This is a genomic window from Pedobacter cryoconitis (genome assembly GCF_003259615.1).
GTDB lineage: Bacteria > Bacteroidota > Bacteroidia > Sphingobacteriales > Sphingobacteriaceae > Pedobacter > Pedobacter cryoconitis.
Window position 1 is genome coordinate 237,540 of record NZ_QLLR01000004.1, and the last position, 25,864, is coordinate 263,403.

A 25,864-nucleotide genomic window follows, 5' to 3' on the forward strand; every position below is an offset into this window, starting at 1 on the left:
AAATGTTATAATAAATCAAAAGTGAGTGCTGTACCACGTTTAACTGCTCTGTTTATTTTTTTTCCAATCATAGTTTCAAAATATTTAGGAGCAATACCCAAGCCTGGTCTGATAATTCGAATATTGGTTTCATTTATCACATCGCCTTCCTGCATATCCTGTACAATGTAAATAGAGCGTTTAAACATTAAACTTTTCTTTTCCGCTTCCATTATACCATAATTGACTTTTCCAATAGATAAAAATGCTCTTTCAGACTCCTCAACTAACATTTTAAATTCAGAAGGTTCTAATGAAAATGCAGAATCTACTCCACCTTCAGATCTGTTTATTGTAAAATGCTTTTCAATAACCCTTGCACCAAAAGCAACAGAGGCCACAGAAACACCTATACCTAAAGTATGATCTGATAAGCCTACGTGGCAATCAAAAAGCTCAGACATATGTGGAATAGTTAAAAGGTTCGTATTTTCGGGTGTCGCAGGATATGTACTTGTACATTTTAACAATACAAGTTCTTTACATCCATTTTTTCTTAACGTACGAACTGCAATTTCTATATCTGCTAATGTTGAGATACCCGTTGACATGATAACAGGCTTACCAGTTTTAGCTACTTTTTTTAATAACGGAAGATGATTATTTTCAAAAGAAGCAATCTTATACACCGGTACATTTAATTCTTCAAGAAAATCTACTGAAGAATCATCAAATGGGGTGCTAAAACAAATCATTCCTTTTTCCTTAGCCCGATCGAATAAAGCTTTATGCCATTCCCAAGGAGTATAAGCCTCCTGATAAAGCTCATATAGATTTCTATCTTTCCATAAAGAATTAGGATCTTCTATCCTAAATTCATCATGAGAGACGTTAATAGTTAAAGTATCTGCAGTATATGTTTGCAATTTAATCGCATGCGCTCCAGTCGCTGCGGCGGCATCAATAATAGAAAGTGCCTTATCTAGAGATTGATTATGGTTACCACTCATCTCAGCGATAATGAAAGGCTTATGTTCATTACCAATAGTGATATTTTCAATTTTTATATTGTCTTTCATAATTAAGCTTTATAAAGAATATAACTAGGAATAGTTTTTATAGTTTCTTCTCTTAAATTAAAAAATCCTGCTTTTAAAAAGCTGTGGTAAGAAGATTGATTGATTTTAAATATGTATGCAATGATTGTATATCCTTTATTCTTAAGTAAAAAGTCATCTGAAGCAATTCTGATTATTTTAGCTGCATATCCTTTTTTACGATGTTCGACATCTACTGAAATACTAATTAATGCGGTCTGGCTATCAGTGATATCAATTCGAACCTGACCAATCGGTATATCTTCTTCATTTTTAAATAGGTAAAAAGAACAATGAATATTCGAAATCCCTTGTTTAAACCAATTCACATGATCATTATATGAAATTTGGAGTTGTTGGTAAGAATTTTCTCTAGTTACTGAATCATTTGCCCATTTAAAAAAGAGGTCTACATCCTGTTCAGTTGCGAATCTATGTGTTAACATCTTGAAAGCAATTTAAATTGGTTCAATATTCTTTCATTTGATTTACCATCAATAACTAAACGCTGATTCTTCATAATTTCACTAATTATATTAACCTTTGACATTCTATTAATCACAGCCGCAATTTCTCCTACCTCAATAGTATTAAAATTCCCTAGTGAAATACAGCAATTATCTTTAATTAGTTGGTCGTGAATCCCACTTTGATTCTCAGCAGTCATTCCAGTTAATAATCCAGATGTGACGCAGCATACTTCTAGTGAAATTGAACTTGAAGGGCAAATACACAAGTCAGAAATAGATATGTATTTAATCATCTCTTTGGAATTAATATTTTGAAGTAATTTTATATTAGTACCATTCTGATACGATTCAATGAGCATATTTAAATCCTCAAGATATGAATAAGCAGCACCAATAATTACAATTATATCTTTAAATAAACCAGATTGTATACAGCCTTTTAGAACTTTCATAGTAGTATTATATGGATCTGCCCCCCCCATACAAATAAAAGCAGTTTTAATTTGACTTATATTTTTTATCTTTTTAGCAGCATTTAAAAAATCCAGACGGACTATTAAGTATTTAAATCCAGTAAGAATTTTAACATGCGTCTCTCTCTTATATTTATCTATTACTGCGTCATTTCCATGATTAATAACTAGATCAGCACAAAAATCAGCATCCGCAAGATCATCAATCATAACCATTTTATATACGATGCTTTTTATATGTTTTTGATAATCAAGATCAAAATGATAACCATCAGCCACAAAAATATCACTATCACTAAGAAATTGATCCAATTCTGATAATTCCTCAGTTTTGCAAGATGAGGTTAACACTATTAATTCTCCAAAAGTTTCAATAATGATTTTAAGAGATGCATCCGGCAATGTTACTGCAAAGGCAAAAATAAAATCCTCCTTTAACATTTCTGATAATGCTATACATCGCATAATATGCCCAAGACCGATCTGTCCATTTCCATCAGCCCTAAAAATGACTCTATTTTTCGAAAAACTCATTAATACTATTAATTACATATTGCTGTTCTTCATCGTTTAATGTTGGATACATAGGAAGACTAAGACATTGTTTATAATACTCTTCAGCATCCTCCATATCTCCCTCTTTCCAACCAAACTGTCTATAATAAGGCATCAGATGCAGAGGTATATAATGAATTTGCGCGTAAATATTCTTTTCTCTAAGATAATTATATAGCCCCAACCTATCTTTAACAAGAATGATGTACAAATGATAAGCATGAGAAAATGATTCATCCTTTTTTAACTCATTTGCCTTAGAAACCACATTTTTATGCCCATCAAATGCTATATCATAATTTAAGGCGATTTCTTTTCTTCTAATTAACCCAACATCAGCTTTTTGCAACTGAGTTATTCCCAAAGCTGCCTGCATATCGGTAAGTCTGTAATTATATCCCAATTCCTGCAACTCCATGTACCAATTGGGATATTTATGAGCAGATTTATCTCCACCATTAGCAAATTCCATTGAATTTTGGAAAAGAGCACTCTGGTTAGTGATACCGTGAGTACGGTATATCAATAATGCATCATATAGTTCTTTATTATTAGTGGTTATCATCCCTCCTTCTGCTGTTGCGATATGCTTAACAGGATGAAATGAAAATATTGCTAAATCAGCATATTTTCCATTACCACAGTTTTGAATATTTCTTTTTTCATCAACAAAATAAGCACCTGGTGCATGACAAGCATCTTCTATTATCCACAAACCAAACTCATCTGCCAGCTTTCTAAGTACCTCTAGATTAACAGGCCTTCCAGCAAAGTCCACAGGAATTATACCCTTAAAAGTCCCTCTTGGTGACTTTTCAAGAAGCAATCTTACTTTTGGAATATCTATTAAAAGAGTATTTGGATCAATATCAGAAAAAACAACTTCTCCTCCGCAGTAACGGATACAGTTAGCTGAAGCTGAAAAAGTAATTGGAGTGGTAATAACTTTATCTCCTTCAGAAATCCCTATCGCTAATGCACATAAATGTAATGCTGCGGTGCCATTAGATACAGCTACAGCATATTTACACCCAATATAACTTGCAAAGTTTTTTTCAAATTCAAGAACTTTAGGTCCCTGAGTTAAAAAATCAGACTTTAACGTTTCGATAACAGCCAGAATATCATCTTCAGTAATATTCTGGCGACCATAAGGAATAATTTTTTCCATAACTAAACTACAAAATTAGGATCAACGTGTTCCTTTATTAAGGTTCTCAAGCTCTCTACGGTTTCCCACTCAGTGTTTTCACCAGAATTATATTTGAACCCCTCTACTACTTTACTTGCATTAAATGTTTTAATAAAATCTTCTATATCCCAGTTTGTGGTCTGAGGAACAATGACATAATATTTCCCTAAGTCATATGTGTAGAAGGAATCAGATTCAGTAATCATTTCTTCATGGATTTTCTCTCCAGGTCTGATTCCGATAACTTTATGTTCACATTCAGGTCCAATTGCCTTGGCAATATCTAGTATTTTGTATGATGGTATTTTAGGAACAAATATCTCTCCACCCCATGCTGTCTCTAAAGCATGCAATACCATATCAACACCACCATCCAGTGAAATGTTAAAACGAGTCATATTTTCGACTGTAATTGGCAAAACACCCTCTTTTTTTCTTTTCATAAAAAAAGGAATTACAGATCCATTAGACCCCATTACATTTCCGTATCTAACAACCGAAAATTTTATCGGATTGTTTCCTTTAATATTATTAGCAGCTACAAAAAGTTTATCTGAAGCGAGCTTTGTTGCTCCATATAAATTAATGGGTGCTGCCGCTTTATCTGTTGACAGTGCAACAACATGCTGAACTTCAGAATCCAAAGCAGCATTAATGATATTTTCAGCTCCGTTAATATTAGTTTTCACACATTCCATCGGATTATACTCCGCAATTGGGACATGCTTCATAGCAGCTGCATGAATTATATAATCGATACCCCTAAAAGCTCTTTTCAAACGATCCTGATCCCTAACATCACCTATAAAGAATCTAACCTGAGGATATTTATTTTCAGGATATTCCTGAGCCATTTCAAATTGCTTTTGCTCATCTCTTGAAAAAATCACCAATCTTTTTATATCTGGCCATTCGGCTAAAATTCTTTTGGTAAGTGCCTTTCCTAATGATCCGGTTCCTCCTGTTATGAGTATTGATTTATTATTTAACATATTATTATATCTTTTTTCTATTAATGATGTTGTTGAGATAGGTATTTATCACTTCTTAAGTCGTTAAGAATAATTTCCTGAAACCCACAGATATTTATTTATCAATTACATTCTGCAAAAATCTTTTAACAGATAAAAAAAATACCGTTAAAAATCCGAACAGTAGACTTCCCAATATTATTCCTTTAAGCTTTCCAAATTTTTCCTTCTGTAAAGGAAATATAGGTTGATCTATTACCTGTATTAAAGGTACTTCCTTTCTTAATGAGATCTTTGACAATTCTAAGTTTTTCACCAATTCGCTCAATATAGCTTTATTAGTTTCAACAGAGAATTGAGATCGCTGCACAGGGGCAACGCGCTGTAACTGCCTCGTCGGATTCAAATTAGGGGTAGCATCATTAATGGCTGCAGCTGCATATATTGAACCATTCATTGCGCTACGAACAGAGTCCACTTTCTGCTGAAGTATAAATACATTTTCCAGTGACTTTTTTGTTTTCGTCTGTACATAAAAATCATTTACTTTTTTTACAATCTGGTCATTAAAAACCTTTGCGAAAAATTCATCGGGCGCTTTAACCTCGGTTATAATAAGGCTTAATTTTTTATCTGGTTTATCAACTTTCAGATAATTTTTACTGATATCGGAGACTATAACACCTAAAATACTATCTTTTAACCGGTCTCGATGCAACATACTACTATCTAAATTTAAGGCACTAAACCGAAGTTCTTTTAATTCTGGGATTTCATTCCATTGCTCCTTGAGTCCATTGAAAGTAATATAATAATCGATTAGCAATTGTTTCCTGCCATTGCTATCTACTTCAGTCAGTAATGTTTTCTCGATCATTGTTCTGGACTTATACAATCCTAATATATTATCCCCTTGGAATATACCACTACTTCCCCCGCCAACGTCAATCCCGACCATAGAAGCAAGTCCAGCATATTGTCCCATCCCACCTCCTTTATCACCGTCTTCTAAAACAAAACTCGTTGTTGCTGTATAAATAGGTTTCTTTAAGTAGGAGTATGTGAATCCCAAAATCCCACCCAAAAGGCTTATAGAAACAATTATAATCCATTTAGATAACAAGTACTTTCGTAACTCAATAAACACGCTGATAATTTCAGCTAATGAAATATCCTCAGATTCCTTACTGTGTGTAATAATTTTCTCTTCCATACTATGCTTTTCCAAGCTTATCGCTCAATCATTTAATAACAACTTCCAGCTTAAACCTTAATCAATTACGTAAAATTAGCACTAATGCAGTAATTATACTAGAAAGCGCAGCTGAAACAGTCGCTATTCCTGCTATGCCAAATTTTTCCCTCGGTGCGCGCTTAGGAACAAAAATCTCTGCCCCTGGCTTAACCCTCGGATAATTATTAAAGAACAAGAATTTGCTTCCAGCATCCACAGAACCATTCGCATATTGAATATATGCACTTTTCTTGTTTGCGTTATATGTAAAGCCTCCAGCTCCATTAATATACTGCTTCATACTTTTATTTGGGCTATAAACGATATTTGTTGGCCTTAAAACTTCCCCGGTTACTTTAACAGTCTGCAATTGTTTAGGTACTCTAATTACATCGCCATCTTCAACCAGCAGGTCAAACTTTGAACCTGGAGTTTTTATTATTTTCTGAAGATCAATTCCTACAAGGTCACTTCCTAATATTTTAACTTCCTGAATTAGCTGCGCAGTATCCTGAACACCCGCTCCCTGTAATCTTTTCAGATTCGCCAGTTTTTGTAATTCTTCTTCCTGTTTATCAATAACATTTTTATTAGAAGAACCAGCAAGTTTTCCACTGATAAGCCTTCCATTTTTATCCCTCTGACCCTCTTCTTCTTTTTTATCAGGACCTGGTCTTTTCAACGAAGCGCCTTCAGCAAAGGAAAGAACTGTTAAACCTCCAGCCCTTTTAATCAGATCCGAAATACGCTCATCTTTTCTTGTGATAGTGTAAATGCCCGGATAAAGTACTTCGCCTTCAACTTTAACCTGTTGCTGTGTTTGGTAACCTTCAGAACTTCTGATCGATACAATATCAAATGGCTGCAGCACAAAAGTAGTATCCTGCAATTTCAAGTCTCCAGAGATACTCACATTTAAGATCTCAGCAGTTTTAGCTGAGATGGAGTTTGCATCACTATTTTTAATTCTTCTCGCAATTTCTATACGATTTGGTGTAGCACCTTCTTTAAATCCACCAGCCATTTGTATCAATGACTCTAACGTCATGCCATCAGCATAATCAAATACGCCTGGTTTCCTTACTTCACCTTTAATATCTACTTTATATTCTTCTCTTAAATCAAATATAGAAGAGATAGTAATTTTATCTTCTCTCCTCAATGAAATATCCGGATCTATACTTTTGAGAACTTTATCAACATCAAAAGATAATAATGCAAGACTATTATCCGTATTTAATCTGGAAATATATCCCCTATTCAAAAAGGCGTCCTCCTTTAGTCCATCCGCCTTTTGTATTAACTGTTTTAAAGTTAAGCCATTATCCAACTCATACTGTCCTGGACGGAATACAGCGCCCGCTATTTCAACTCTGTTAGCAAAACGATCTAAAATAGTTTCTACAACATATTTATCACCATTTAATGGGTTATACTTACTAAAATCATTTGCATTTACATCAATAATTCGTCTCTCCTTATTTGTGTTCTGTAAAACCTTAATCTTAGCAGTATAAGCCTTGTTAGAAAATCCTCCTGCAAAACTGATTACATCTTCCAATGACTCCGTATTCAGTACTTCATAAAGGGCAGGTCTTTTCACTTCACCAGACATTTCTACTCTGGTTTGATATACAGGGATATTAATCACATCCTGATCCTGCAGACGAATGTTTCCTGTTTGAATTCCCTTCAACAGGAAATTATAAACATCAATAGTAGATACTATTTTGTTATTACGAATGACTTGTATTTTTCTAAAAGATCCGTTTTCATTGGGTCCACCAGATGCGTTTAAAGCGTTAAAAACTGTTGATAAAGAAGATAAAGTATAGGATCCTGGTTTTACAACCTCTCCCAAAAGAGTAATTTTAATACTTCTTATATTACCCAGATTAATTGCAACATTAGTTCTGCCACTTTTTAGACTTGGATAAGTTCCCGACATTGCAGCCCGAATTTTAGCTGTTGCCTGTTCGATTGAAAGTCCGCCAACAGAAACTAACCCTACATATTGCAGACGAATAGTTCCGTCTGGGCTAACCTGAAGTTTATAATTTGCTTCATTATCACCTGAAAGATCAATTAAGAGCTGATCATCAGGACCAATAATATAGCTTTTAGGAGTGGCCATCCTCAAATTAGGTTCAAACCTGATATCATCATTTTTGAAAAGTTCTGCTCCAAAAATCTTTGGAATCAGATTTCCAAAAGCATCTTTTAATTCTGTTTTTGCCTGCGTAGAAAGATTACGTTTTTTATTTCTTGTTGAATCCGCACCATCATATGTCCTTGAAGAAACATCATCAGCAGAAGTTTGACTGCTTGGCTTATTTTCAGTATTACCTGATTTTCTAATTTTCTCAACCCTCAATCTTAATTTGGCTGTTTCTTCGGATTTCATACCCTGTGCAGCAGCCATCTGTTCTAACTGAGCATCGTTGTAGCCAACAGACTCTGCCCGTTGCATCAATTGTCGTATTTGCGTGTCTGATAGTTCATCGACTTTCACATCAGAATAATTAGTTTGAGCAAAAACACCCTGGCCAAAAGCAATACACAATAAAAAGACTAATGCAGCTGTAATTTTTTTAACATTCATAAGGGTAACCTGTATAATATATTTTATATCTATTCGAAGTGATTCAGCGTATTAAAACCACCCTCTTTCAAAAATTCGTCTTTTTTCATTAATTGTAAATCAGCGTGAACCATTTCTTTAACCAACATTGGCAAATCATACTTTGGTTCCCAGCCTAACTGAGTTTTAGATTTGGTAGGATCTCCTAATAACAAATCAACCTCTGTTGGCCTGAAATACTTCGGATCAACACAAACTACTGTAGTTCCTGGTTTTAAATAGAGATCATTTAAACCTAAAGACAGGACAAGATCCTGATCAATATCTATAATTACACCTTTCTCATATTCATCTTTACCACTGAATTCTATTTCGATGCCTAATTCTGCGAAGCTCATTTTAACAAAATCACGAACAGTCGTTGTAACCCCTGTAGCAATTACAAAATCTTCTGCCTTATCCTGCTGAAGAATTAACCACATGGCTTCGATATAATCTTTAGCATGTCCCCAATCCCTTTGTGCAGAAAGATTACCTAAATACAAGCATTTTTGTAAACCCAGCGCAATCTTACTTGCAGCTCTCGTAATTTTACGGGTCACAAAGGTTTCCCCCCTGAGCGGACTTTCGTGATTAAACAAAATTCCATTACAAGCAAACATACCATAAGCCTCTCTATAATTTACAGTTATCCAATAACCATAAATTTTGGCAACCGCGTAAGGTGACCTGGGATAAAATGGAGTACTTTCACTTTGAGGTACCGCTTGTACCAAACCATATAATTCAGACGTAGAAGCTTGATAAATTCTTGTCTTTTTTTCCAATCCCAGAATACGGATAGCCTCTAATAATCTTAAAGTTCCAAGACCATCAGCATTAGCAGTGTATTCCGGCATTTCGAAACTTACTTGTACATGGCTCATTGCCGCCAGATTGTAGATTTCATCCGGCTGCGTCTCCTGAATAATACGAATCAGGTTTGTAGAATCTGTAAGATCACCAAAATGCAATTTAAAATTAACCCCAAGCTCATGCTGATCCTGATATAAATGATCAATTCTATCCGTATTGAACAAAGAAGAACGTCTTTTTAGCCCATGCACAAAATACCCTTTCTTCAAAAGGAATTCTGCAAGATAGGCACCATCCTGGCCTGTAACACCGGTAATTAGAGCAACTTTCATTCGGTTAATTTTTTTTTATGTAGAGGCCAAAGATAAATGAATTATTTGATTACTGAGAAATATATCACAATAGAAACGGCCTATAAGTTTTGTATACAGAAATTTAAACTATCCCTCCAATAAGGTATTTCAAGGCCTATTATGGCTTTAATTTTAGTCTTGTCCATCACAGAATAATGCGGGCGTTTTGCTCTGGTTACAAAAGCAGAAGACAGAACAGGTAAAACAGTCATATCTACCTCTGCAAACTCAAAAACAGCCTTTGCAAAATCATACCACGAGGCAACACCCTCATTACTATAATGATAAAGGCCGTAATTTGTCTTTTCATTTTCAATGATATGAATGATGACCCTGGCCAGATCCATTGCATAAGTAGGTGTACCTACCTGATCGCAAATGACATTAAGCTCATCTCTACTCTGTGCCAGTTTTAGCATCGTTTTTACGAAATTACCAGCCTTTTCAGAATATAACCAGCTTGTTCTGATAATATAATAGGAGTCCATGATTTCCTGTATCTCCTGTTCGCCCTTTAACTTAGACAAACCATAAACATTAACAGGACTCGTGTGCATTTCCTCTTTCAAAGGAATACCAGAATTTCCATCGAAAACAAAATCTGTAGAGATATGTATTAAAGTGGTTTGATGCGTCAAACAAATTTCAGCAAGTCTTTTCACTGCAAACTCATTAATTTCGAAAGCACGATCTAAATCCTCTTCTGCCTGATCAACAGCCGTATAAGCAGCGCAATTTATACAGTATACAGGCTTATACTGTTCAAAAACACGGGCAACATCCGCTGCATTCACAAAATCCAGCTCTGCTTTCGAAAGAAAGAAATAGTTAAACGCTTGTTCTTTCCCTGAAACAACTTCATTCAGGCACTGCCCAAGTTGTCCGCTCCCGCCAATTACGATAATATTTTTTTTCATTAATTTTTATTCCCGATATGAAATTGAATACCTACTGATACTGGATTCAATAAATATTCTGTTTTATGGAATCTATTCAATGAGCGCACGTTTGCTGCATCCTGCGGTACAGACTCTTGACGCTCATAAGAATAATAGAACTCCAGGTTCGTTTCCACAAATATAGAAATTTGTTTAATAGGGTTGATTTTTATTCCCAGAACAGGTGTAATTGTAAATCCCTCTTTTGTAGCGATGATTTGATTCTGAGGCACTGCCATCGCAAGATCGGACGGAGAATTTAAAATAGGGTTTATATTGGTTGAAGTACCATCAAACTTATTTGACCTGTATCCCAAATCAAGTGCAAAGTAAGGCTGAAACTTAGTATAAGTAAAGTTCTTTTCAAAACCGACCTTAAAAGAGTAATCCTTCATTTTTCCACTTAAAACTTCACAACTTTCGCAATTATTAGAGAAATTCTCATTTCTGCTCATATAACTTCCATTTAGCCTGTAGCTGAATAAGTTATCATTAAATTTAACAATAAAACTATTAAAAGAACTATTCAAATAGCTATTTCCGGCAGTCTGATTCATAATTTTGGGCATCTGCATATAGCTATAGCCTCTTACACCAACACTGTACATATATTCACCATTCGATTGTGAATAAGCCGATGCAGAAAGTATTAAAAGGAAAAGGACGAGGTATGTTTTAATCATAGATGTAAGGGCTATTTTAGTCTAAAGTATATAATAAAATACACTTCAAAATTAAATCATCTGTATACAATAACTCGACCAATTTGGCCAATTTAATTACTATCATTTTAAATTAACTATTTAACTAAATCATATACATTCATAAATAATTTTTTTGCCCGACATCCCGGATTATTCCCCTCAGTCATCAAACAGACCAAGCACTTGTAATTATTAATAGAGCAAAAAAAGAGCAGTACGGTAAATTACCATACTGCCCTAAAAAATTTAAGCTATTAAAAATTCACTATTTCCTTAACACCTCCTCAATCCGGAAAACTTTTACCCCTTCCGGCATTTCCCATTGTAACTCTGCACCTTGTGGATAACCCAGCATGGCAACGCCAATAGGTGATAAAATTGATAAAGTATTGTTTTTCCTTTTCGCCAGCTCGGGAGCGACAAGATGATAAGTAAATTCATTGCCCGAAACCAGCTCTCTCACCTTTACACAAGTATTTACAGTGACCACGTCTTGCGGCAGCTCCCGATGCAGCACCTGCCTGGCGTAGCGAAGTTCAAGCTCCAGTTTATCTTCATTGTATTTACTCAGCTTTCTTCTTCTGAGGTGACTTTTTAACAAATCAAAAATGCCCCTGGACAAAACAATTGGCCTGGTGTCTATCTTTATTGCGGTAGTATTCATATGTGATAATCATGAGGTTATAAAAAAATAAAAAGACAATTAGCCTCAGCCTGCTATACTCAGCTGAGGCATTCTCCTCAAAGTCTTTACAACTCATTTTCAAGGAATGATTCATAATGTTCAATGCTGCATTCTATTCCAGTGGAAGCCATACCAAAGCAAGCTAAAGCCTTCATGCACTCCTGAAAGAATAAAAAATGATGAAACCATCTTATTTTTCAAATAATTCAACGAATTGTATATAAAATATAGCTACATAACCGCTAAAAAAAATTACACCTATTATTTTCAGCAGAACACAAACCGAAATGAATAAAATTTAGTTGCATAGGATAGCTTCATCACAATTATATAAAGATGAAAAACAATTTAAATCAGGTTTAGATCCTGAACCCCACACCTTGAAAAAGGCTGGGGCCTGCTAAATAAAGTCCTTGCTGCTTTTAAGAAATGAATCACCCAATCGATACTGGATAAAAAGAAAACGGCAAAACATAGCCAATGCAATACGCATTTGTAAAGCGAGTTGATTATCCGACATTCTGTTTAACCATTTAAAAGGATTCATTAATTCAAAGATAGCCCAAATGTCCGGATATAAAAAATCCTGGAAATTTACGCCGCAGCCTCACTTTATTATCTTAAGGATTAAAACAAAGTTGATCAGGCTAAAACCACTAACCCTTTTACTCCTTTAGTCAGTTATTACTTTTTCCGGGCACTTAGTCACAAAAACAATACAAATCGTCCATAATTCGTCCAATCCAAGCTCTGGCCACACATTTAGCTCAATCCATCTAATTCTTAACCACTTTGGCATGGCACGGCATTTCCGTTGGCCTTTATTTTGCAACATTTCATGTAACAAAAATTATTTTTTGATAAACACCAATTTCTTATCCCCGTTAAACTCTATAACATATGATTCAAAATATTGGAAAAAAGCTTAGAGCAATTCGCAACACGCATTGCATTAGCCAGAAAATCGTAGCCGACCAATTGGGCATATCTGTTACAGCCTACTCTAAAATAGAGACTGGAATAACTGATGTTTCTTTCTACAAAGTTCAGCAAATAGCTGATATATACGGAGTTTCAATAATAGACATGCTGCGTATAGGAGAGAAAGACTCCCAGGACGAACAGTACCCGGATGTAAAAAAACAATTAGATGAACTGAGTGAACGTTACAACGATCAACAGAAAAAAATCATTCAACTGTATGAGATCATCAGGACTCAAAAGTCAGCATCACTTTAAAGCAACACGATAAACTAGTTTCTAACCAACTCCCCATACAGCGTGTAAGGGGAAATAAATGCTCAATAAGGGAATTATTTTCCCCATACACAGAATAAATCCCCACTTTGTGTCGCTTAACGTAAAGCGGCAAATAAAAAAAGCTTCCCTTCTGATTTAAGAAGAGAAGCTTAGCTATTTGCCTTTTAGCTAACTCTGGAATCTACCGGAAATTATAACCGAATTCTCCCTGTTGACCCTATATCAGCAACAATTTCTGCTGCCTTATTTTTCGAAAATCCAATTGTTTATTCTCATACTATCCCTATTAACCAGATAAAGAAAGTTTTTATTCCGGCCGGTTTGCGTTCGTATTGACTTCTCTATGAGTCCACCATGAGTCACAGTGAGTCCACCTTTTCCCCTATAAATACGTGGACTCACTACGAGCTTTAAGCAGACCTGACATGGATTCACAAAGGAGTCACTCAGAACCAGGTCAGTCCCGTGCCAAAATAAAACCTTAAGCTACAAAAAAGCCATGCTGTTTTCCAGGCCACTCCCCTGTTCAGGAGATTAAGCAAGGAAACAGCATGGCCATTTCAGAAGAATATTTAATTTATTTCTGGTAACTTCCGAACAGCGAAACAGCTAAATCCGGATAATCAGAGATAATACCATCTACATTAAGCGCTGCCATCTTTTTCAAAGACAACTCATCATTTACAGTCCACGGTAAAACCTTCATACCTAGTGTATGCGCATCTTTTACAAATTCCTCATCTATCATTAGATAATATGGACTTATGGTATCAGGCGTAAAGCCAAGCTTGCCCAGGTTAACTTTAAAGCTGTCTTTGTTTGCAACCAGGTAAGAAAGCTTCTGTTTAGGATACTGCTTGTGTAATACGGCCAGTGGCCTGGTATCAAATGATTGTATCGTGACTTTTTTAGTGATTCCCTTAGCCTTCAGTATGTCCATCACTAATCTGGCGAATACTTCAGGAACCGGATGCGCTGTAACATCACCTTCAGCCGAACTCTTGATTTCAATATTATAAGCAACCGGTTTCAAATGATGAGCCTTTACATAAGCCTCCACACTATCAATTAATACCGCTAACAACGGCTTCACCGTTTTTAACTTCTGTTGTTTTGGAAAAGCAGCATTCACCTTTGTTCCGCCGTCATAGCTCTTGATCATCGCATAAGGCATTTTATATAACAAAAGGGATTTTTCCTCTGCCTTGGTTATTGCTGTACCATCAGGCTTTAGCATAAAATCGGCAGACATATATAAATCATGAGAGACAACAACCTGCTGGTCCTCTGAGATTACACAATCCAATTCTAATGTCCTTACTCCAAGATCTACCGCATGCAGCATGGCCGCTATAGAGTTTTCCGGCATAATTCCTCTTCCGCCACGATGGCCTTGTACATCAATTTTTTGCTGGGCAATTGCAGTAGATAAACCAAAACAACCAACGATTAAAAACAAATATTTCATATAGCGATAATTAAAAACTGTAACGAAGTCCAATCTGACATTGATAAGGATTACCTGAAGGCTTAACCACACCAGCACCATTCACTCTGTAAACAAAATTATTAGTTGTTTTATCAAATCCATCTACAGCAGGTGTAGTTGCCGTTTTAGGAATACCAAGCGAATACAAAGCCTGGGTACCCAGCGATTCATTCACGCCCCATTTCTTATTCAATAAGTTGGCTACGTTGAAAATATCACCTGATAACTCTAAAGTATGTGTTTTATATAATTTAAACTTCTTGGTTATCCTTAAATCAAAGATTCCGTAAAAGCTATTGACCCCGCCATTTCTTTCTGCCATTTGTCCGGAGTATTTCAGGATATAATCTTTCACACTCTGACTTGCATTCGGATTATCTAAAACAGCCTGCAAACCAGCACGGACATTCTGGGCAACTGCAGGATTGTTTCTGTCAAAAATAAAAGCCAGATCATTACTTCCTACAAAGTCACCATTGGTGTTACCACCCGATAATAGCGTATAACGTGTTCCACCAATACCAGAATAACGAAGACCAATACCAATTCCATGAAAGGTCGGTAAAGTTCCATACACTACAATTTTGTGGCGGAACTGGTTATCAGAGGCCGTCATTTTACTTAAATCACGCGGATCATCTTTGACCGGTAAAGATAAAGTAGCGCTATTTGCTACGTTACCATTATAAGAAGTATTATCTCTGGCATCATTCCAAGTATAGCTGAATGAAATTGCACCATCCTTAAAGTACTGGTAACTACCATCAAGCACTACTGCAAACTGGTTCACTTTACCTTTACTGTTTAATTCCAAAACACGGCCTAACTTGTCACTGATACGGCCTTGTTGCCAATCCGGAGAACTATTCTGAATGGTTCCTGCTGGTACATAAACACCCCGGTTATCCTCATTTGATAAACGGAAATAAGGATCAGCAACCATATTGCGGTCTACATACATATAATTGTGCCTTCCTAAAGTCATATAACCAGTAATACCCACTTTTAAACGGTCAGTAATAAAGCGGCTATAAGATACATTCGCCTTGTAAACTACAGGAACCTGCGCATCATTTGCATTCGCATTGATCGTGGTTAATTTATTCACACCTGGCAGGCCAAACAAATCTTGTCCAGGTGCACTGCCAGGGTTTGCGCGGTAACCAGGGAAATCTGGGCTTGGTACACTTGCCCCCCTTACATCGATCGAGGCCAGGTGATTCCCATCAAACACCATATTATTGATCGTTGCATAGTTGTTAATGTCTGAAGCGAAAATACCTGCACCAAAACGAACAAAATCCTGATGCTTATCATTGATGTCCCAGTTAAACTGCACACGTGGCTGAATTTGAAGTGTAGAAAGTGAATTATCAGTTCTTAAACCCAGTTCATCAAATACCAGCTGATTAAACTTTCCTTTAGGATAGCTGCTGTAATCCAGACGTAAACCTGCAACCATATCCAGTCCTAAAGCAAGTTTCGTTTGCATCTGACCATAAATTGCAGAATTATAAATCCCTTGTTTTACACTCGGATCAGCCAATAAAGGCACTTCCCTGGTATAACGGTAAGGAGTTCTCGATTCAAAATTATCCAATGCAGAAGTTCCTGTTTTGGCATCTTCTCTAAAATAGAAACGTCCGTTCAATTCACTTCCATAAGTTGAATGTGCGTTGGTATACATGAAGTCAACTCCAAAAGTATATTTGACCTTATCAGTATTGTAATAAAGGTTATCAACTAATTGGAATACATTATTTGTAAAACCTTCCTGGGCAAAACGGTGACCACCTAGCTGAATATCAGTTGACAGGGAGCCCGCACCGATTGAAGAAGTGACACCTTCTACCACTGCACGTGGAATATTTGCTGAAGGCAACTGATCACCAGGACCACTTAACTGGTAAGTATATAAATGCTGTGCCTTTAATTCATTGGTCAATCTCGGACTGATCGACGTACGCAGGGAAGCCAGGAAACTATTATCAACGTTCTTATCATTACCATAAGATTCATATAAATTGATAGCAGTATTATCTTCTAACCCCTGCGGATTTCTGCTGTTCGTATAATTATCACGAACCGTTAACAGGTTTTTCTCATTGATCTGCCAGTCAATACGTGCAAAAGCAGCATCAGATCCGCGTTTTTTATTGAAAGAACCAAACTGAGGTGTATTTGCTACTCCATATAACCTGCGTGAAATATCAACGAAACGGTCCAGTGTAGGCTGGTTAATTTTCAACCTTGTTTCATCTGCCGGAGACAGGATATTGGCAATTTGTAAGGGGCGGGAATCCTTTTCATGATCCCAAACCATAAAGAAGTGTAACTTATCTTTAATAATCGGGCCACTCAAAGAGAAACCATATTGATAAGTAGAAAAATCAGATTTACGTTTATTGCCATTAATATCATAAGGGCTCGACAACCAGTCTGCACGTCCGTAAGTAAATGCACTACCACTTAAGGTATTCGTTCCTGATTTGGTTACTGCGCTGATTGCACCACCACCACTTCTTCCCTGGGTTACATCATACTGGTTAGTTACGACCTTGAATTCACGCACCGCTTCTATCGAAATCGAATAAGGCGCACCACTTCTGCTGGTTGTGGAACCTGCCGAAGTTGGATTCTTAGCCGTCATCCCATCAATCGTGAAACCTGTAGATGAACCCAGCTGACCGGAAATGTTTGTGCCTTTACTTAATGGAGAAAGATCAGTCAGGGAAGCAAAATTACGCCCGTTTACCGGAAGCCTGGTAATATCTCTGGCCGAAATCGTCGTTGCTGCCCCCAAGGTTTCCGTCTTGTTTTTCATTCCCGAACCAACAATCTCTACTACAGAAAGATTATTTACAGCATCCTGCATTAAAATATCAATTCTTAAAGCATCCCCCTGATTCAGAGAGTAACCTGTTTTCTTTTGTTCACCAAAACCAATATAAGTAGCGGTAACTGTATAAGGTGTTCCAAGAGGGAGTTCTTTAAAAGTATATTCCCCTTTGGCGTTGGTTGTTGTTCTGGTTGTAAAACCTGTAGACTCATTCCGGACTTGCACGGATGCACCAGGAATAGTTTTTTTAAGGTCATCGGTTATAATGCCGGAAATAGATGCCTGAGTCGTTTGCGCTGCTAATTCGTTTTTATAAAAACAACAAAATAACAGCAAGAGTACTGTGCAGAGTAAATTTTTCATCATGTGATTTGAACTTATTTTTTCGGCAAATTTAAATGCCCTTATATTAGCCTCAGAATATGTCTGTATTAAGAAATCACACCATTAGTTAATAAAAATCAAAATCAAAGCATATCAAAATAAACTGTTCCATAAACAACACAGCCCCGAAAACCGGGGCTGTGCCATAATCAACCAATAAAAATTCTGCCTTTCTTAAAAAGCAACCGAAGTATGTACCATCAGCCGGTTTCCCGCGCGCACACTTCCTGCTGCCAGGTCCTGAGCGGCTATAGCCTGATAGTTCAGACCAAAAGACATCCTTTTGAGGTTAGCCTCCAAACCCGTTAAAATAGCCAGAGAATAACCACCAGACACATCTACCGCAAACTTCTTGCTTTCTGTATCCTTCGCTGAAGTTTCATAAAGTACACCTGCATTTGGCGCAAGGGTCAGCATTTTCGCGACCCTGATTTTATAATAAGCCAGTGCATTGGTAGTGAACTTATTCCCGTAACGATAGTCATATTTGTTGGCAGTATTGATTTTGTAATTGGTATTTACATTTACCCCGAAATCCATCAGCCGGACATCATAAGTTGCATTCAGCGTAAAATCTGTGCTCGCTGTGCCTAACTGAAAATTATTCGGAGACTCGGTCAGTACATCCCTGTCACGGGGTTCATATTTACCACTGGGAACTTTTACCCCTGCGCCAAGCCATAACGATTGCACAAGTAGTTTATCATTTATGGTATTTCTGCTGCTGAAAAGATTATAATAGCCCATCAGCGCAATATCGCCCAGTCCACTTTTCTGCCCTTTGGTTTCCACACTATTCCGTTCATTGAAATTATAAGGAACAAAATAAAGCACACGGAATTTACTGCCCAGGTTCCAGCCGCCCCAAAGCTCTGCCGACTGGTAGGTTTCATTCGTAGTCAAATAGCTTGTTTTACCTCCCGGCCCCAGGTGGGTTCGCAACGTTTTATGCTGATAACGCAAACCAATAAACCGTTTATTGAATTCAGGTAAAAGCCCCAGGTAATAACTGCCTACACCGCAACCACAAATATCACAGGCAAAAGTGCTGAAGCTACAAAGGCTGATAAAAAGTAATAAAATATATTTTTTCATAAGGAATATTATTGTTCTGCCAGATCTTTCCGGGTTACGAAATCCTTGTCATCCAGCGTTTTTAAAAAAGTAAGTAATTTGAGTTTATCGTCTGCAATTAAAGCGATCCCCAGTCTGCCATTCTGCTGCATTAAAGGATCAAGATTCGGGGTCGCCTGTACCTCCTGTGCATAATGTGTAAGCACCCCATTCAAGGTCAGGAACCTGCCATCGTGCATATAAGGAGACGTATAACCCAGGTTTCTCAGACTGGGCACTTTAAACTTATATTCATCTTCAGGATGAAGTGTCGCCATCGAACGTCCCTGGTCGTTGTTAGGCCCGATAGCCAGCCCATTATTCCGGAAAGTCCCATCAGTGAACAAAGGCTCACGATGACAACTACCACACCTTTCCTTAAAAATTGTATAGCCGGCCTGCTCATCAGGCGTAAAAACCTGTCCTTGCTCTTTACGCATCACTTGATCGTATTTCGAATTTGCACTGACACATAAAACCATAAACTGCGATAACGCTTTCATCATCCGTGCATTGGTAATCTCATCCGTCCCAAAAGCCCGGTTAAACATGGTGACGTACTTTGGCATCTGCTTTAACTTCAGCAATACATTTTCGATCTTTTCGTCCATTTCTACCGGGTTGGTAATCGGGCTGATGGGCTGCAGATCCAGATCGAAAATTCCGCCATCCCACATGAAAGTTTTATTCCAGGCCAGGTTCATAATCGGGGGAGAATTCCGGCTGCCTAAACGGTCGTCAATTCCATGGCTCACATCATGCCCGTGTTGTGTAAACCCCGACGATTGAATATGGCAGGAACCACAGGAAATGGTATTATCTCTGGATAACCGGGGCTCATAAAACAAAGCCCTGCCCAGTAAAAAACCAGCTTCCGTGAACTTATTGTTTTCCAGCTTATAAACTGGCTGGGGAAAGTTTGCAGGCTTCTGAAAACCCAGGAATGTACTGACCGCGTTCTGGATATTGCTTTCCTTTTTGCACGCATAAATAAACAGGCTGAAAGCCAGCAGCAAAAGATACAATTTCTTCATGCCCTTAATTCTCTGTATGGTCATGGTAAAACATGCTGCTGAAGTTATTCGCCACATTCACACTATAATTACTGAACATGACCTGTGGATTAGCCGCGATGCTGATATTGGTTTTACCGTTGAACATTTTCATCACATCCACCAGGAAATGAACATTACTTTCCCTGCCCCCCCTTACACGGGCTATTCCCGCGGCAGAAAGATCTACCGTAACCGTTTTGATGTTATTGAAAGTTGGTGCCGAATAACCACCGAAACCACCAATATGAAACCTGAATTTACGCACACCAGTCGGATCAACCGGAGCTTGTTCAGAAGTTCCTTCCATTTTAAAGAAAATGTACCCGCTGTTCCATCCCCAGTACATGCCATTGTCCATTCCCCCGGTTGGATCCAGTACACCAGTCCGTTTAGTAATATCCATTGTATTTCTTAAACTATCCACCCCCAAAGTAAAGGTCAGGGTCTGATAATCTCCTTCAGGAACTTTAACCTTGCAGAACTGTGAAGCCCCGTCACTTTCCTTCACCAGGAAATAACTTTCTTCCTGGGGGACGATAAATTCCTGGCCATCTTTAGTTTTGACCTTGATATTGCTGATAAAATATTGCAGCAGCTGTATAGAGAACTGCTCTCCGGAAGCATTTTTATAGGTACCAGTTTGGAGCTGCAGGTTGCGGTCACCCACTATGTTGTCAAATTGCAGACTTAAAGTCGCTTTATTAGCCGAAACAGGTTGTGCATCATTCTTTTTAGAACAAGCCGAAATTACAGTCAGCAAATAGAAAATTACTACCGCGTATTTATATATAGATTTCATAAAAATTTTAAATTAAAGTATCCGGGGCATGCCTTAAAGCATAGCCCGGCTCAGCAACTATTTTCAACAGTTACCGAGGATTAAGGACCCCGTTTAAATTCAGACGAATATTAAACAGCATCCAGCAATTAATAAGTTAATGGACAGGGCATAACCCAGCTTACCGTTTGGTACAAACAGCAGCATTTACATTAGAAGATAATATTATACGTTTCGGGGTGGGTGGAATATGGCAAATGAACGCTGCACCGTGTTTTGAGGAATACATTCTGGATAAATAAGCTTAAAAACAGGGAATTTGAACGCTATTTTCAGCGTTTCACCAGGTAAAACTTCATGGTAGCGGCTTTTCTGTTCCGCACGTTCTTGCTTTTTTTCCTTCTCTTGCGTCTGTCTTAACTTATTCATCAGATAACAATGGCCATTGCAGTGCATCCATGGGCGTGATTTATTTTCACAAAGATTTGCGGCAATAAACTGCTGATTAGCCTCAAAACCAGCGTAAACAATAAACCTGGACAGGTTTGCACCTATCAGTGTGACTAATACAAGGATTGCGATCAGACGGTTTAGCATTTAACTGCAAAGGTAAACATTATTAAAAATCTTCGTTCTTAAAAACGGAACCCTTTTTTTTGTAATATTGACTCCAAGATCAGCCATATGAATATTATTATCCGGCTTAGAGAAAAGTATGCGACCTTATTAAGAGATAAGCAAATTCCTTTAATGCAATCCAGAATCAGAATTTTAACCTTTGGATTAATCCTGATGATAGCCTTATTAACAGTCATTTGCACAAAGTCCCTGATCAGAGGAGATTATAAAACCACAGCAAGGTTAGTGGTTTCGATCAGCGCCATGTCTGGCGGACTTTACCTGATGCTGGAGAAAAAAAACTGGCAGCTGGCAGGCCATCTTTTCCTCTTATCACTTTGCAGCGTGATCTGGACAAACCTGCTGATGTATACTTTTGGTATTAACCTGGTCAGTTTACAAATCATCCTGATCATTATTTCTGCCAGCTTTTACATCCTGGGGAAAAACTGGGGCATCGTCTATTCACTGGGCAGTGTAATCCCTGTTATCGCCCACCTGCTATTAACCAGTGGTCAGAATGGAAAAATGACCGTCACCCCGCTGCAATTGAATAACAGTTCATTTATGTTGGCGCTGATTGTCAATTTCGGCATCCTGATCACTATGCACTATGAATTCTTTAAATCGTTTTTTAAAAGTAACTCTAAGGAAAGAGAATTGAATACACAATTACAATCAGCACTTAAAGAAGCACAGGAAGCGACTAAGTTAAGAGCAGATTTTCTCTCCTCTATGTCTCACGAATTACGCACCCCTTTACATGCGGTAATCGGGCTGATTAACATTTTAAGTGTAGAAAACCCAAGGAAAGATCAGGAAGAAAATCTTGCCGTACTGCGTTTCTCAGCAGAGAACCTGTTGGCGCTGATCAACGATACCCTGGACTTCAGTAAAATGAATGAAGACCAGATTACGCTGAATAAATCTCCTTTTAACCTGAGCTTGCTGCTGCAGAATATACTCGCTTCTTTCCGTCCAAAGGCAGAACAGAAGAACATTGACATCCGGTTGAATTTAGATTTCGAAAATGTTCCGCTCCATATTATTGGTGACCAGACCAGGCTTGCCCAGATTTTAAATAACCTGATTTCCAATGCCCTGAAATTCACAGATAACGGCGGACAAATAGAAATCCTGGTCGCGACCAAAAACCGGACAGCCAAACATGTCCTGCTACATTTTGCCATTAAAGATTCGGGCATTGGTATTCCAAAGAACAAACAGGAAATTATCTTTGAACCTTTTTTACAGGCGAATAACAACATTACTAAACGTTATGGAGGAACAGGTCTGGGGCTTGCTATCGTCAAAAGGCTGATTGGCCTGCATTTGAGCAAACTGATCCTGGAAAGTGAAGAAAATGTCGGTTCAGTCTTTTCTTTTGAGATTAGGTATGAGCTTGCAGCAGCGGTAGCCCCAATCGAAACTGAACAACTGGTGAGCCCGGCCATTTCTACGATCAGTAACCTGAACATCCTGATTGCAGAAGATAACATTATCAATATTATGCTGCTCAAAAAGATTCTTGACCAGTGGAATTGTAATTATTCGCTATCCAAAGACGGTAAAGAAGCCCTGGATATGGTAAAAACCGGGGGCTTTGATGTGGTGCTGATGGATATTCATATGCCTGTTATGGACGGGTTCGAAGCCTCCAGACACATCAGAGAATTACCAGACGTGAACATGTCTAAAATTAAAATTATTGCACTGACTGCCTCTAGCGATGTAGATATTCAGCAGTCCTTTAGTTTTACTTACCTGGATGATTACCTCACCAAGCCTTTCTCCTCTCAGTTGTTAAAAGAAAAACTGGAAGGCGTTGTCCAGCAATTATCCGGCAAATAACCAGCGCTCTGTTGATTACCCATAAAGTCGAAATACCTATGAAGCTTAACACACGGCATCAACTCCAGCACATTTACAGCAGACGAACAGTACAACTCTTAATCCTGATCATTTTTACGGCGATATTGATTAATGGTATATTTTTCTTTCACCTGATCCGTCAAAATAAAGACAGGCTTAGAAAAAGAGAGCAGAATGAGAAGGCCATGCTGCTCACGCGCCGCATTCTGGGTAATATGAAAGATGCCGAGATCGGGGAACGGGGTTATATCCTGACCGGCAGGAAGAAATATATCATGCCTTATACCCGGGCAATTGAGGTTGTTTCTGACAATCAAAAAAGATTAACCCATCACATCACCAAAAACTTTAAAGCGGAGAATATCAAGGATGTGATGATGCTCAACAAAGCCATTGCAGAAAAACGTACAGAGCTCGAAAGAACAATACAGCTGAAAAACGAACATAAAGACGCACAAGTACTGGAAGAGATTAACTCTGATGTGGGTGAAAATCAGATGAATAAAATCAGGGAAATCTGTAATAACCTATTAAAAGATTTTTATGACAATATACAAACTGAAGATCAGAAGGTTTCCGAAACACTGACCCGGACCAAGATCAGCCTGTTATTTTTCAGTACGATCGTCATCGTGGTAATGGCGATTATGAACTTCAAGCTAAAGAAACGCCAGAAAAAGATTACCGACCTATTTGATGCGCTGGAACAACAGAATTCAAGGCTCCTCACCCATCAGCAGGAACTGCGGAATTTAAGTGAAACCTTTTCTTCAAGGAATTCCGAACTGGAACATTTTACACACATCATTTCACATGATCTGAGGGGGCCGTTAAACAATATCCAGGCGTTGATCAGGATGCTGGAAGAACAAGATCAGGATAAAGTAAATGACCCCGTATTTAAAATGTTAAAGAATGTCTCCACCGGGTTGTTTCACAAACTGGATGACCTTATTATTTTACTGAAGCAGCAAAAAAACGGATTGTTGCTCAAAGAAATAGTTGTATTTGCCAAGCTATTGGAAGAAGTACAATCCAATCATAAGATGCAGATTGAACATTCAGGAACGGTTATCGAAGCAGACTTCGATGAAGTTGCCGAAGTCGCGTTTGCTAAAATATATATGCAAAGTATCCTGCAAAATCTGATTACCAATGCCATTAAATACCGGGACCCCCTGCGTCAGAACAAGATTTCCCTGAAGACCCGTCAAAAAGAAAACAGCGTACAGCTGATCATTACAGACAACGGAAAGGGAATCGATTTAAATAAATACGGCAGTGAGATTTTTGGTTTGTTCAAGACTTTTCATACCGAACAGGACAGCCACGGGATCGGCTTATACCTGGTCAAAAAGCAGACCATTGAAATGGGAGGGAATATTACGGTAAAAAGTGAAGCTGGTGTGGGAACAACCTTTACGATTGTCATTCCCACCAAAGCTGTATAACTATCTCCGCTGGTCTTTAAGCAGGTTAATTTTTAGATTAATCTCAAAGTCTCCCCCCGTACGCTGACGCTCTCCGGCAAGCTGACTGGTATAAAACCCCTGGATAAAAAAGTTCTCATAGTTCAGGCCCACACCAAAAGTAGAACTCTTGTCACTATGGTACATTCCCAGGAAAGAAATCAGGTTATTCTGCAATTTCAGGTTGGTCCCAATATCCCAGATATTATCAATATCCTTCGCTCCTCTGAAACTGATCTTAGGTTCCAAAGAAACCACATCCAATGTCGTTCCTATTTTATAAGACATTGCAACCAGGTAAGTTGATCCGAGAACCGTATTGGCTTCATCCTTTTTAAAGAACTTTTTAAGATTCGGTAAAGCGCCCTGTAAAGTCAGCCTTTCCGTAGTATAAGCTATTCCAAAGTCTCCATCCACATAACTTTTGCGTTGATTATACCTTGCCGCTGCCAGATCATCGGGTGTAGCAATGATACTATTTTCATCCAGACGTTCTTTCATCATACCCAGGGAAATCCCAAAATGCAGTGCATTATTTTCCAGGTTCAGTGGTAAGTGATAAGCATAAGTTCCCATCACACGGGTGCGCCCGATCAGTCCGGCTTTATCATTGTATACATTGAAACCAATCCCTACTTTATCGACTACCCGGTAATCACCACTCACCGCCATGGTAACCGGGGAGCCTGGTATTGCCCTCCATTGATTCCGGTAGCTCATATTGATATTCATGCCATCGTCCATCCCGGCAAAGGCTGGGTTACTGATATATTGATTTTCGTAGTATTGAGTTCCCAAAGGCCTTATTTGTGCGGAAACTTTTTGCAGACCAGTAAACAAGCTGATCGTCAATAAGGCTGTACACACCAATTGTTGAGGTAAAAATTTTATCATTCTTTA

The 25,864-nt window shown here is 37.9% G+C and carries 21 protein-coding genes; 3 read left to right on the forward strand and 18 right to left on the reverse strand.

Annotation, left to right across the window (positions count from 1 at the left end):
- Positions 1 to 5: 5 nt before the first annotated feature.
- The 11 genes from pseI to LY11_RS07515 form a co-directional block, all read right to left on the reverse strand.
- A complete protein-coding gene (gene pseI / locus LY11_RS07465) occupies positions 6 to 1,058 on the reverse strand; it encodes a pseudaminic acid synthase (RefSeq protein WP_111633088.1) in 1,053 nt (350 codons plus the stop codon).
- Positions 1,059 to 1,060: 2 nt separating this feature from the next.
- Positions 1,061 to 1,522, reverse strand: coding sequence for a GNAT family N-acetyltransferase (locus LY11_RS07470; RefSeq protein WP_111633089.1), 462 nt, complete (start codon positions 1,520 to 1,522; stop codon positions 1,061 to 1,063).
- Entirely contained in the window at positions 1,516 to 2,553 is a 1,038-nt protein-coding gene (gene pseG, locus LY11_RS07475; RefSeq protein ID WP_111633090.1) for a UDP-2,4-diacetamido-2,4,6-trideoxy-beta-L-altropyranose hydrolase, read from the reverse strand. Before pseG ends, LY11_RS07470 begins: the two co-directional genes overlap by 7 nt.
- Entirely contained in the window at positions 2,534 to 3,745 is a 1,212-nt protein-coding gene (gene pseC / locus LY11_RS07480; protein WP_111633091.1) for a UDP-4-amino-4,6-dideoxy-N-acetyl-beta-L-altrosamine transaminase, read from the reverse strand. The genes pseG and pseC overlap by 20 nt, the downstream gene beginning before the upstream one ends.
- A gap of 2 nt (positions 3,746 to 3,747) precedes the next feature.
- Entirely contained in the window at positions 3,748 to 4,758 is a 1,011-nt protein-coding gene (pseB, locus tag LY11_RS07485) for a UDP-N-acetylglucosamine 4,6-dehydratase (inverting) (protein WP_111633092.1), read from the reverse strand.
- 94 nt (positions 4,759 to 4,852) lie between these two features.
- Positions 4,853 to 5,950: a Wzz/FepE/Etk N-terminal domain-containing protein gene (locus LY11_RS07490; RefSeq protein ID WP_111633093.1), complete on the reverse strand. Its 1,098-nt coding sequence runs from the start codon at positions 5,948 to 5,950 to the stop codon at positions 4,853 to 4,855.
- A 61-nt stretch (positions 5,951 to 6,011) separates the two neighbouring features.
- Entirely contained in the window at positions 6,012 to 8,573 is a 2,562-nt protein-coding gene (locus LY11_RS07495; protein WP_111633094.1) for an SLBB domain-containing protein, read from the reverse strand.
- 29 nt (positions 8,574 to 8,602) lie between these two features.
- Positions 8,603 to 9,739 (reverse strand): GDP-mannose 4,6-dehydratase, encoded by a 1,137-nt coding sequence (gene gmd / locus LY11_RS07500; RefSeq protein ID WP_111633095.1) that lies wholly within the window; start codon positions 9,737 to 9,739, stop codon positions 8,603 to 8,605.
- A gap of 80 nt (positions 9,740 to 9,819) precedes the next feature.
- Positions 9,820 to 10,677, reverse strand: a complete 858-nt coding sequence (gene rfbD / locus LY11_RS07505) for a dTDP-4-dehydrorhamnose reductase (RefSeq protein ID WP_111633096.1) — start codon at positions 10,675 to 10,677, stop codon at positions 9,820 to 9,822.
- On the reverse strand, positions 10,677 to 11,381 hold the full coding sequence (locus tag LY11_RS07510) for a hypothetical protein (protein WP_111633097.1): 705 nt from the start codon (positions 11,379 to 11,381) through the stop codon (positions 10,677 to 10,679). The genes rfbD and LY11_RS07510 overlap by 1 nt, the downstream gene beginning before the upstream one ends.
- 286 nt (positions 11,382 to 11,667) lie before the next feature.
- On the reverse strand, positions 11,668 to 12,066 hold the full coding sequence (locus tag LY11_RS07515) for a GreA/GreB family elongation factor (RefSeq protein WP_111633098.1): 399 nt from the start codon (positions 12,064 to 12,066) through the stop codon (positions 11,668 to 11,670).
- 921 nt (positions 12,067 to 12,987) lie between these two features.
- On the opposite strand from LY11_RS07515, the gene LY11_RS07520 reads away from it, so the two are divergent.
- Positions 12,988 to 13,326, forward strand: coding sequence for a helix-turn-helix domain-containing protein (locus LY11_RS07520; RefSeq protein ID WP_111633099.1), 339 nt, complete (start codon positions 12,988 to 12,990; stop codon positions 13,324 to 13,326).
- Positions 13,327 to 13,924: 598 nt separating this feature from the next.
- On the opposite strand, the gene LY11_RS07525 is transcribed toward LY11_RS07520, so the two are convergent.
- The 6 genes from LY11_RS07525 to LY11_RS07550 all read right to left on the reverse strand — a co-directional run bounded on the left by LY11_RS07525 (position 13,925) and on the right by LY11_RS07550 (position 21,602).
- Complete coding sequence (locus tag LY11_RS07525; protein ID WP_111633100.1) at positions 13,925 to 14,815, reverse strand: glycerophosphodiester phosphodiesterase family protein; 891 nt, start codon at positions 14,813 to 14,815, stop codon at positions 13,925 to 13,927.
- A 10-nt stretch (positions 14,816 to 14,825) separates the two neighbouring features.
- Positions 14,826 to 18,041 (reverse strand): TonB-dependent receptor, encoded by a 3,216-nt coding sequence (locus LY11_RS07530; RefSeq protein WP_170132651.1) that lies wholly within the window; start codon positions 18,039 to 18,041, stop codon positions 14,826 to 14,828.
- Positions 18,042 to 18,233: 192 nt separating this feature from the next.
- Entirely contained in the window at positions 18,234 to 19,154 is a 921-nt protein-coding gene (locus tag LY11_RS07535) for a transporter (RefSeq protein ID WP_111633101.1), read from the reverse strand.
- A gap of 8 nt (positions 19,155 to 19,162) precedes the next feature.
- Positions 19,163 to 20,230 carry a cytochrome-c peroxidase gene (locus LY11_RS07540; RefSeq protein WP_317047981.1) on the reverse strand — a complete coding sequence of 356 codons (1,068 nt, stop codon included), beginning with the start codon at positions 20,228 to 20,230 and terminating at the stop codon, positions 19,163 to 19,165.
- Positions 20,211 to 21,026 (reverse strand): MbnP family protein, encoded by an 816-nt coding sequence (locus LY11_RS07545; protein WP_111633102.1) that lies wholly within the window; start codon positions 21,024 to 21,026, stop codon positions 20,211 to 20,213. The genes LY11_RS07540 and LY11_RS07545 overlap by 20 nt, the downstream gene beginning before the upstream one ends.
- Before the next feature lie 204 nt (positions 21,027 to 21,230).
- The gene (locus LY11_RS07550; protein WP_111633103.1) at positions 21,231 to 21,602 is read right to left on the reverse strand and encodes a hypothetical protein; all 372 of its coding nucleotides are present in this window, start codon (positions 21,600 to 21,602) and stop codon (positions 21,231 to 21,233) included.
- A gap of 87 nt (positions 21,603 to 21,689) precedes the next feature.
- On the opposite strand from LY11_RS07550, the gene LY11_RS07555 reads away from it, so the two are divergent.
- Positions 21,690 to 23,474, forward strand: a complete 1,785-nt coding sequence (locus LY11_RS07555) for an ATP-binding protein (protein ID WP_111633104.1) — start codon at positions 21,690 to 21,692, stop codon at positions 23,472 to 23,474.
- Between the two features lie 38 nt (positions 23,475 to 23,512).
- Positions 23,513 to 24,946, forward strand: coding sequence for a sensor histidine kinase (locus LY11_RS07560; protein WP_111633105.1), 1,434 nt, complete (start codon positions 23,513 to 23,515; stop codon positions 24,944 to 24,946).
- Here LY11_RS07560 and LY11_RS07565 read toward each other — a convergent pair whose 3' ends face one another.
- A complete protein-coding gene (locus LY11_RS07565; RefSeq protein ID WP_111633106.1) occupies positions 24,947 to 25,858 on the reverse strand; it encodes a PorP/SprF family type IX secretion system membrane protein in 912 nt (303 codons plus the stop codon).
- Positions 25,859 to 25,864 lie beyond the last annotated feature (6 nt).

Excerpts from the sequence above, each read along its gene's own strand:
- pseI (WP_111633088.1), bottom strand. The coding sequence starts at position 1,058 with ATGAAAGACAATATAAAAATTGAAAATATCACTATTGGTAATGAACAT.
- LY11_RS07470 (WP_111633089.1), bottom strand. The coding sequence starts at position 1,522 with ATGTTAACACATAGATTCGCAACTGAACAGGATGTAGACCTCTTTTTT.
- pseG (WP_111633090.1), bottom strand. The coding sequence starts at position 2,553 with ATGAGTTTTTCGAAAAATAGAGTCATTTTTAGGGCTGATGGAAATGGA.
- pseC (WP_111633091.1), bottom strand. The coding sequence starts at position 3,745 with ATGGAAAAAATTATTCCTTATGGTCGCCAGAATATTACTGAAGATGAT.
- pseB (WP_111633092.1), bottom strand. The coding sequence starts at position 4,758 with ATGTTAAATAATAAATCAATACTCATAACAGGAGGAACCGGATCATTA.
- LY11_RS07490 (WP_111633093.1), bottom strand. The coding sequence starts at position 5,950 with ATGGAAGAGAAAATTATTACACACAGTAAGGAATCTGAGGATATTTCA.
- LY11_RS07495 (WP_111633094.1), bottom strand. The coding sequence starts at position 8,573 with ATGAATGTTAAAAAAATTACAGCTGCATTAGTCTTTTTATTGTGTATT.
- gmd (WP_111633095.1), bottom strand. The coding sequence starts at position 9,739 with ATGAAAGTTGCTCTAATTACCGGTGTTACAGGCCAGGATGGTGCCTAT.
- rfbD (WP_111633096.1), bottom strand. The coding sequence starts at position 10,677 with ATGAAAAAAAATATTATCGTAATTGGCGGGAGCGGACAACTTGGGCAG.
- LY11_RS07510 (WP_111633097.1), bottom strand. The coding sequence starts at position 11,381 with ATGATTAAAACATACCTCGTCCTTTTCCTTTTAATACTTTCTGCATCG.
- LY11_RS07515 (WP_111633098.1), bottom strand. The coding sequence starts at position 12,066 with ATGAATACTACCGCAATAAAGATAGACACCAGGCCAATTGTTTTGTCC.
- LY11_RS07520 (WP_111633099.1), top strand. The coding sequence starts at position 12,988 with ATGATTCAAAATATTGGAAAAAAGCTTAGAGCAATTCGCAACACGCAT.
- LY11_RS07525 (WP_111633100.1), bottom strand. The coding sequence starts at position 14,815 with ATGAAATATTTGTTTTTAATCGTTGGTTGTTTTGGTTTATCTACTGCA.
- LY11_RS07530 (WP_170132651.1), bottom strand. The coding sequence starts at position 18,041 with ATGATGAAAAATTTACTCTGCACAGTACTCTTGCTGTTATTTTGTTGT.
- LY11_RS07535 (WP_111633101.1), bottom strand. The coding sequence starts at position 19,154 with ATGAAAAAATATATTTTATTACTTTTTATCAGCCTTTGTAGCTTCAGC.
- LY11_RS07540 (WP_317047981.1), bottom strand. The coding sequence starts at position 20,230 with ATGACCATACAGAGAATTAAGGGCATGAAGAAATTGTATCTTTTGCTG.
- LY11_RS07545 (WP_111633102.1), bottom strand. The coding sequence starts at position 21,026 with ATGAAATCTATATATAAATACGCGGTAGTAATTTTCTATTTGCTGACT.
- LY11_RS07550 (WP_111633103.1), bottom strand. The coding sequence starts at position 21,602 with ATGCTAAACCGTCTGATCGCAATCCTTGTATTAGTCACACTGATAGGT.
- LY11_RS07555 (WP_111633104.1), top strand. The coding sequence starts at position 21,690 with ATGAATATTATTATCCGGCTTAGAGAAAAGTATGCGACCTTATTAAGA.
- LY11_RS07560 (WP_111633105.1), top strand. The coding sequence starts at position 23,513 with ATGAAGCTTAACACACGGCATCAACTCCAGCACATTTACAGCAGACGA.
- LY11_RS07565 (WP_111633106.1), bottom strand. The coding sequence starts at position 25,858 with ATGATAAAATTTTTACCTCAACAATTGGTGTGTACAGCCTTATTGACG.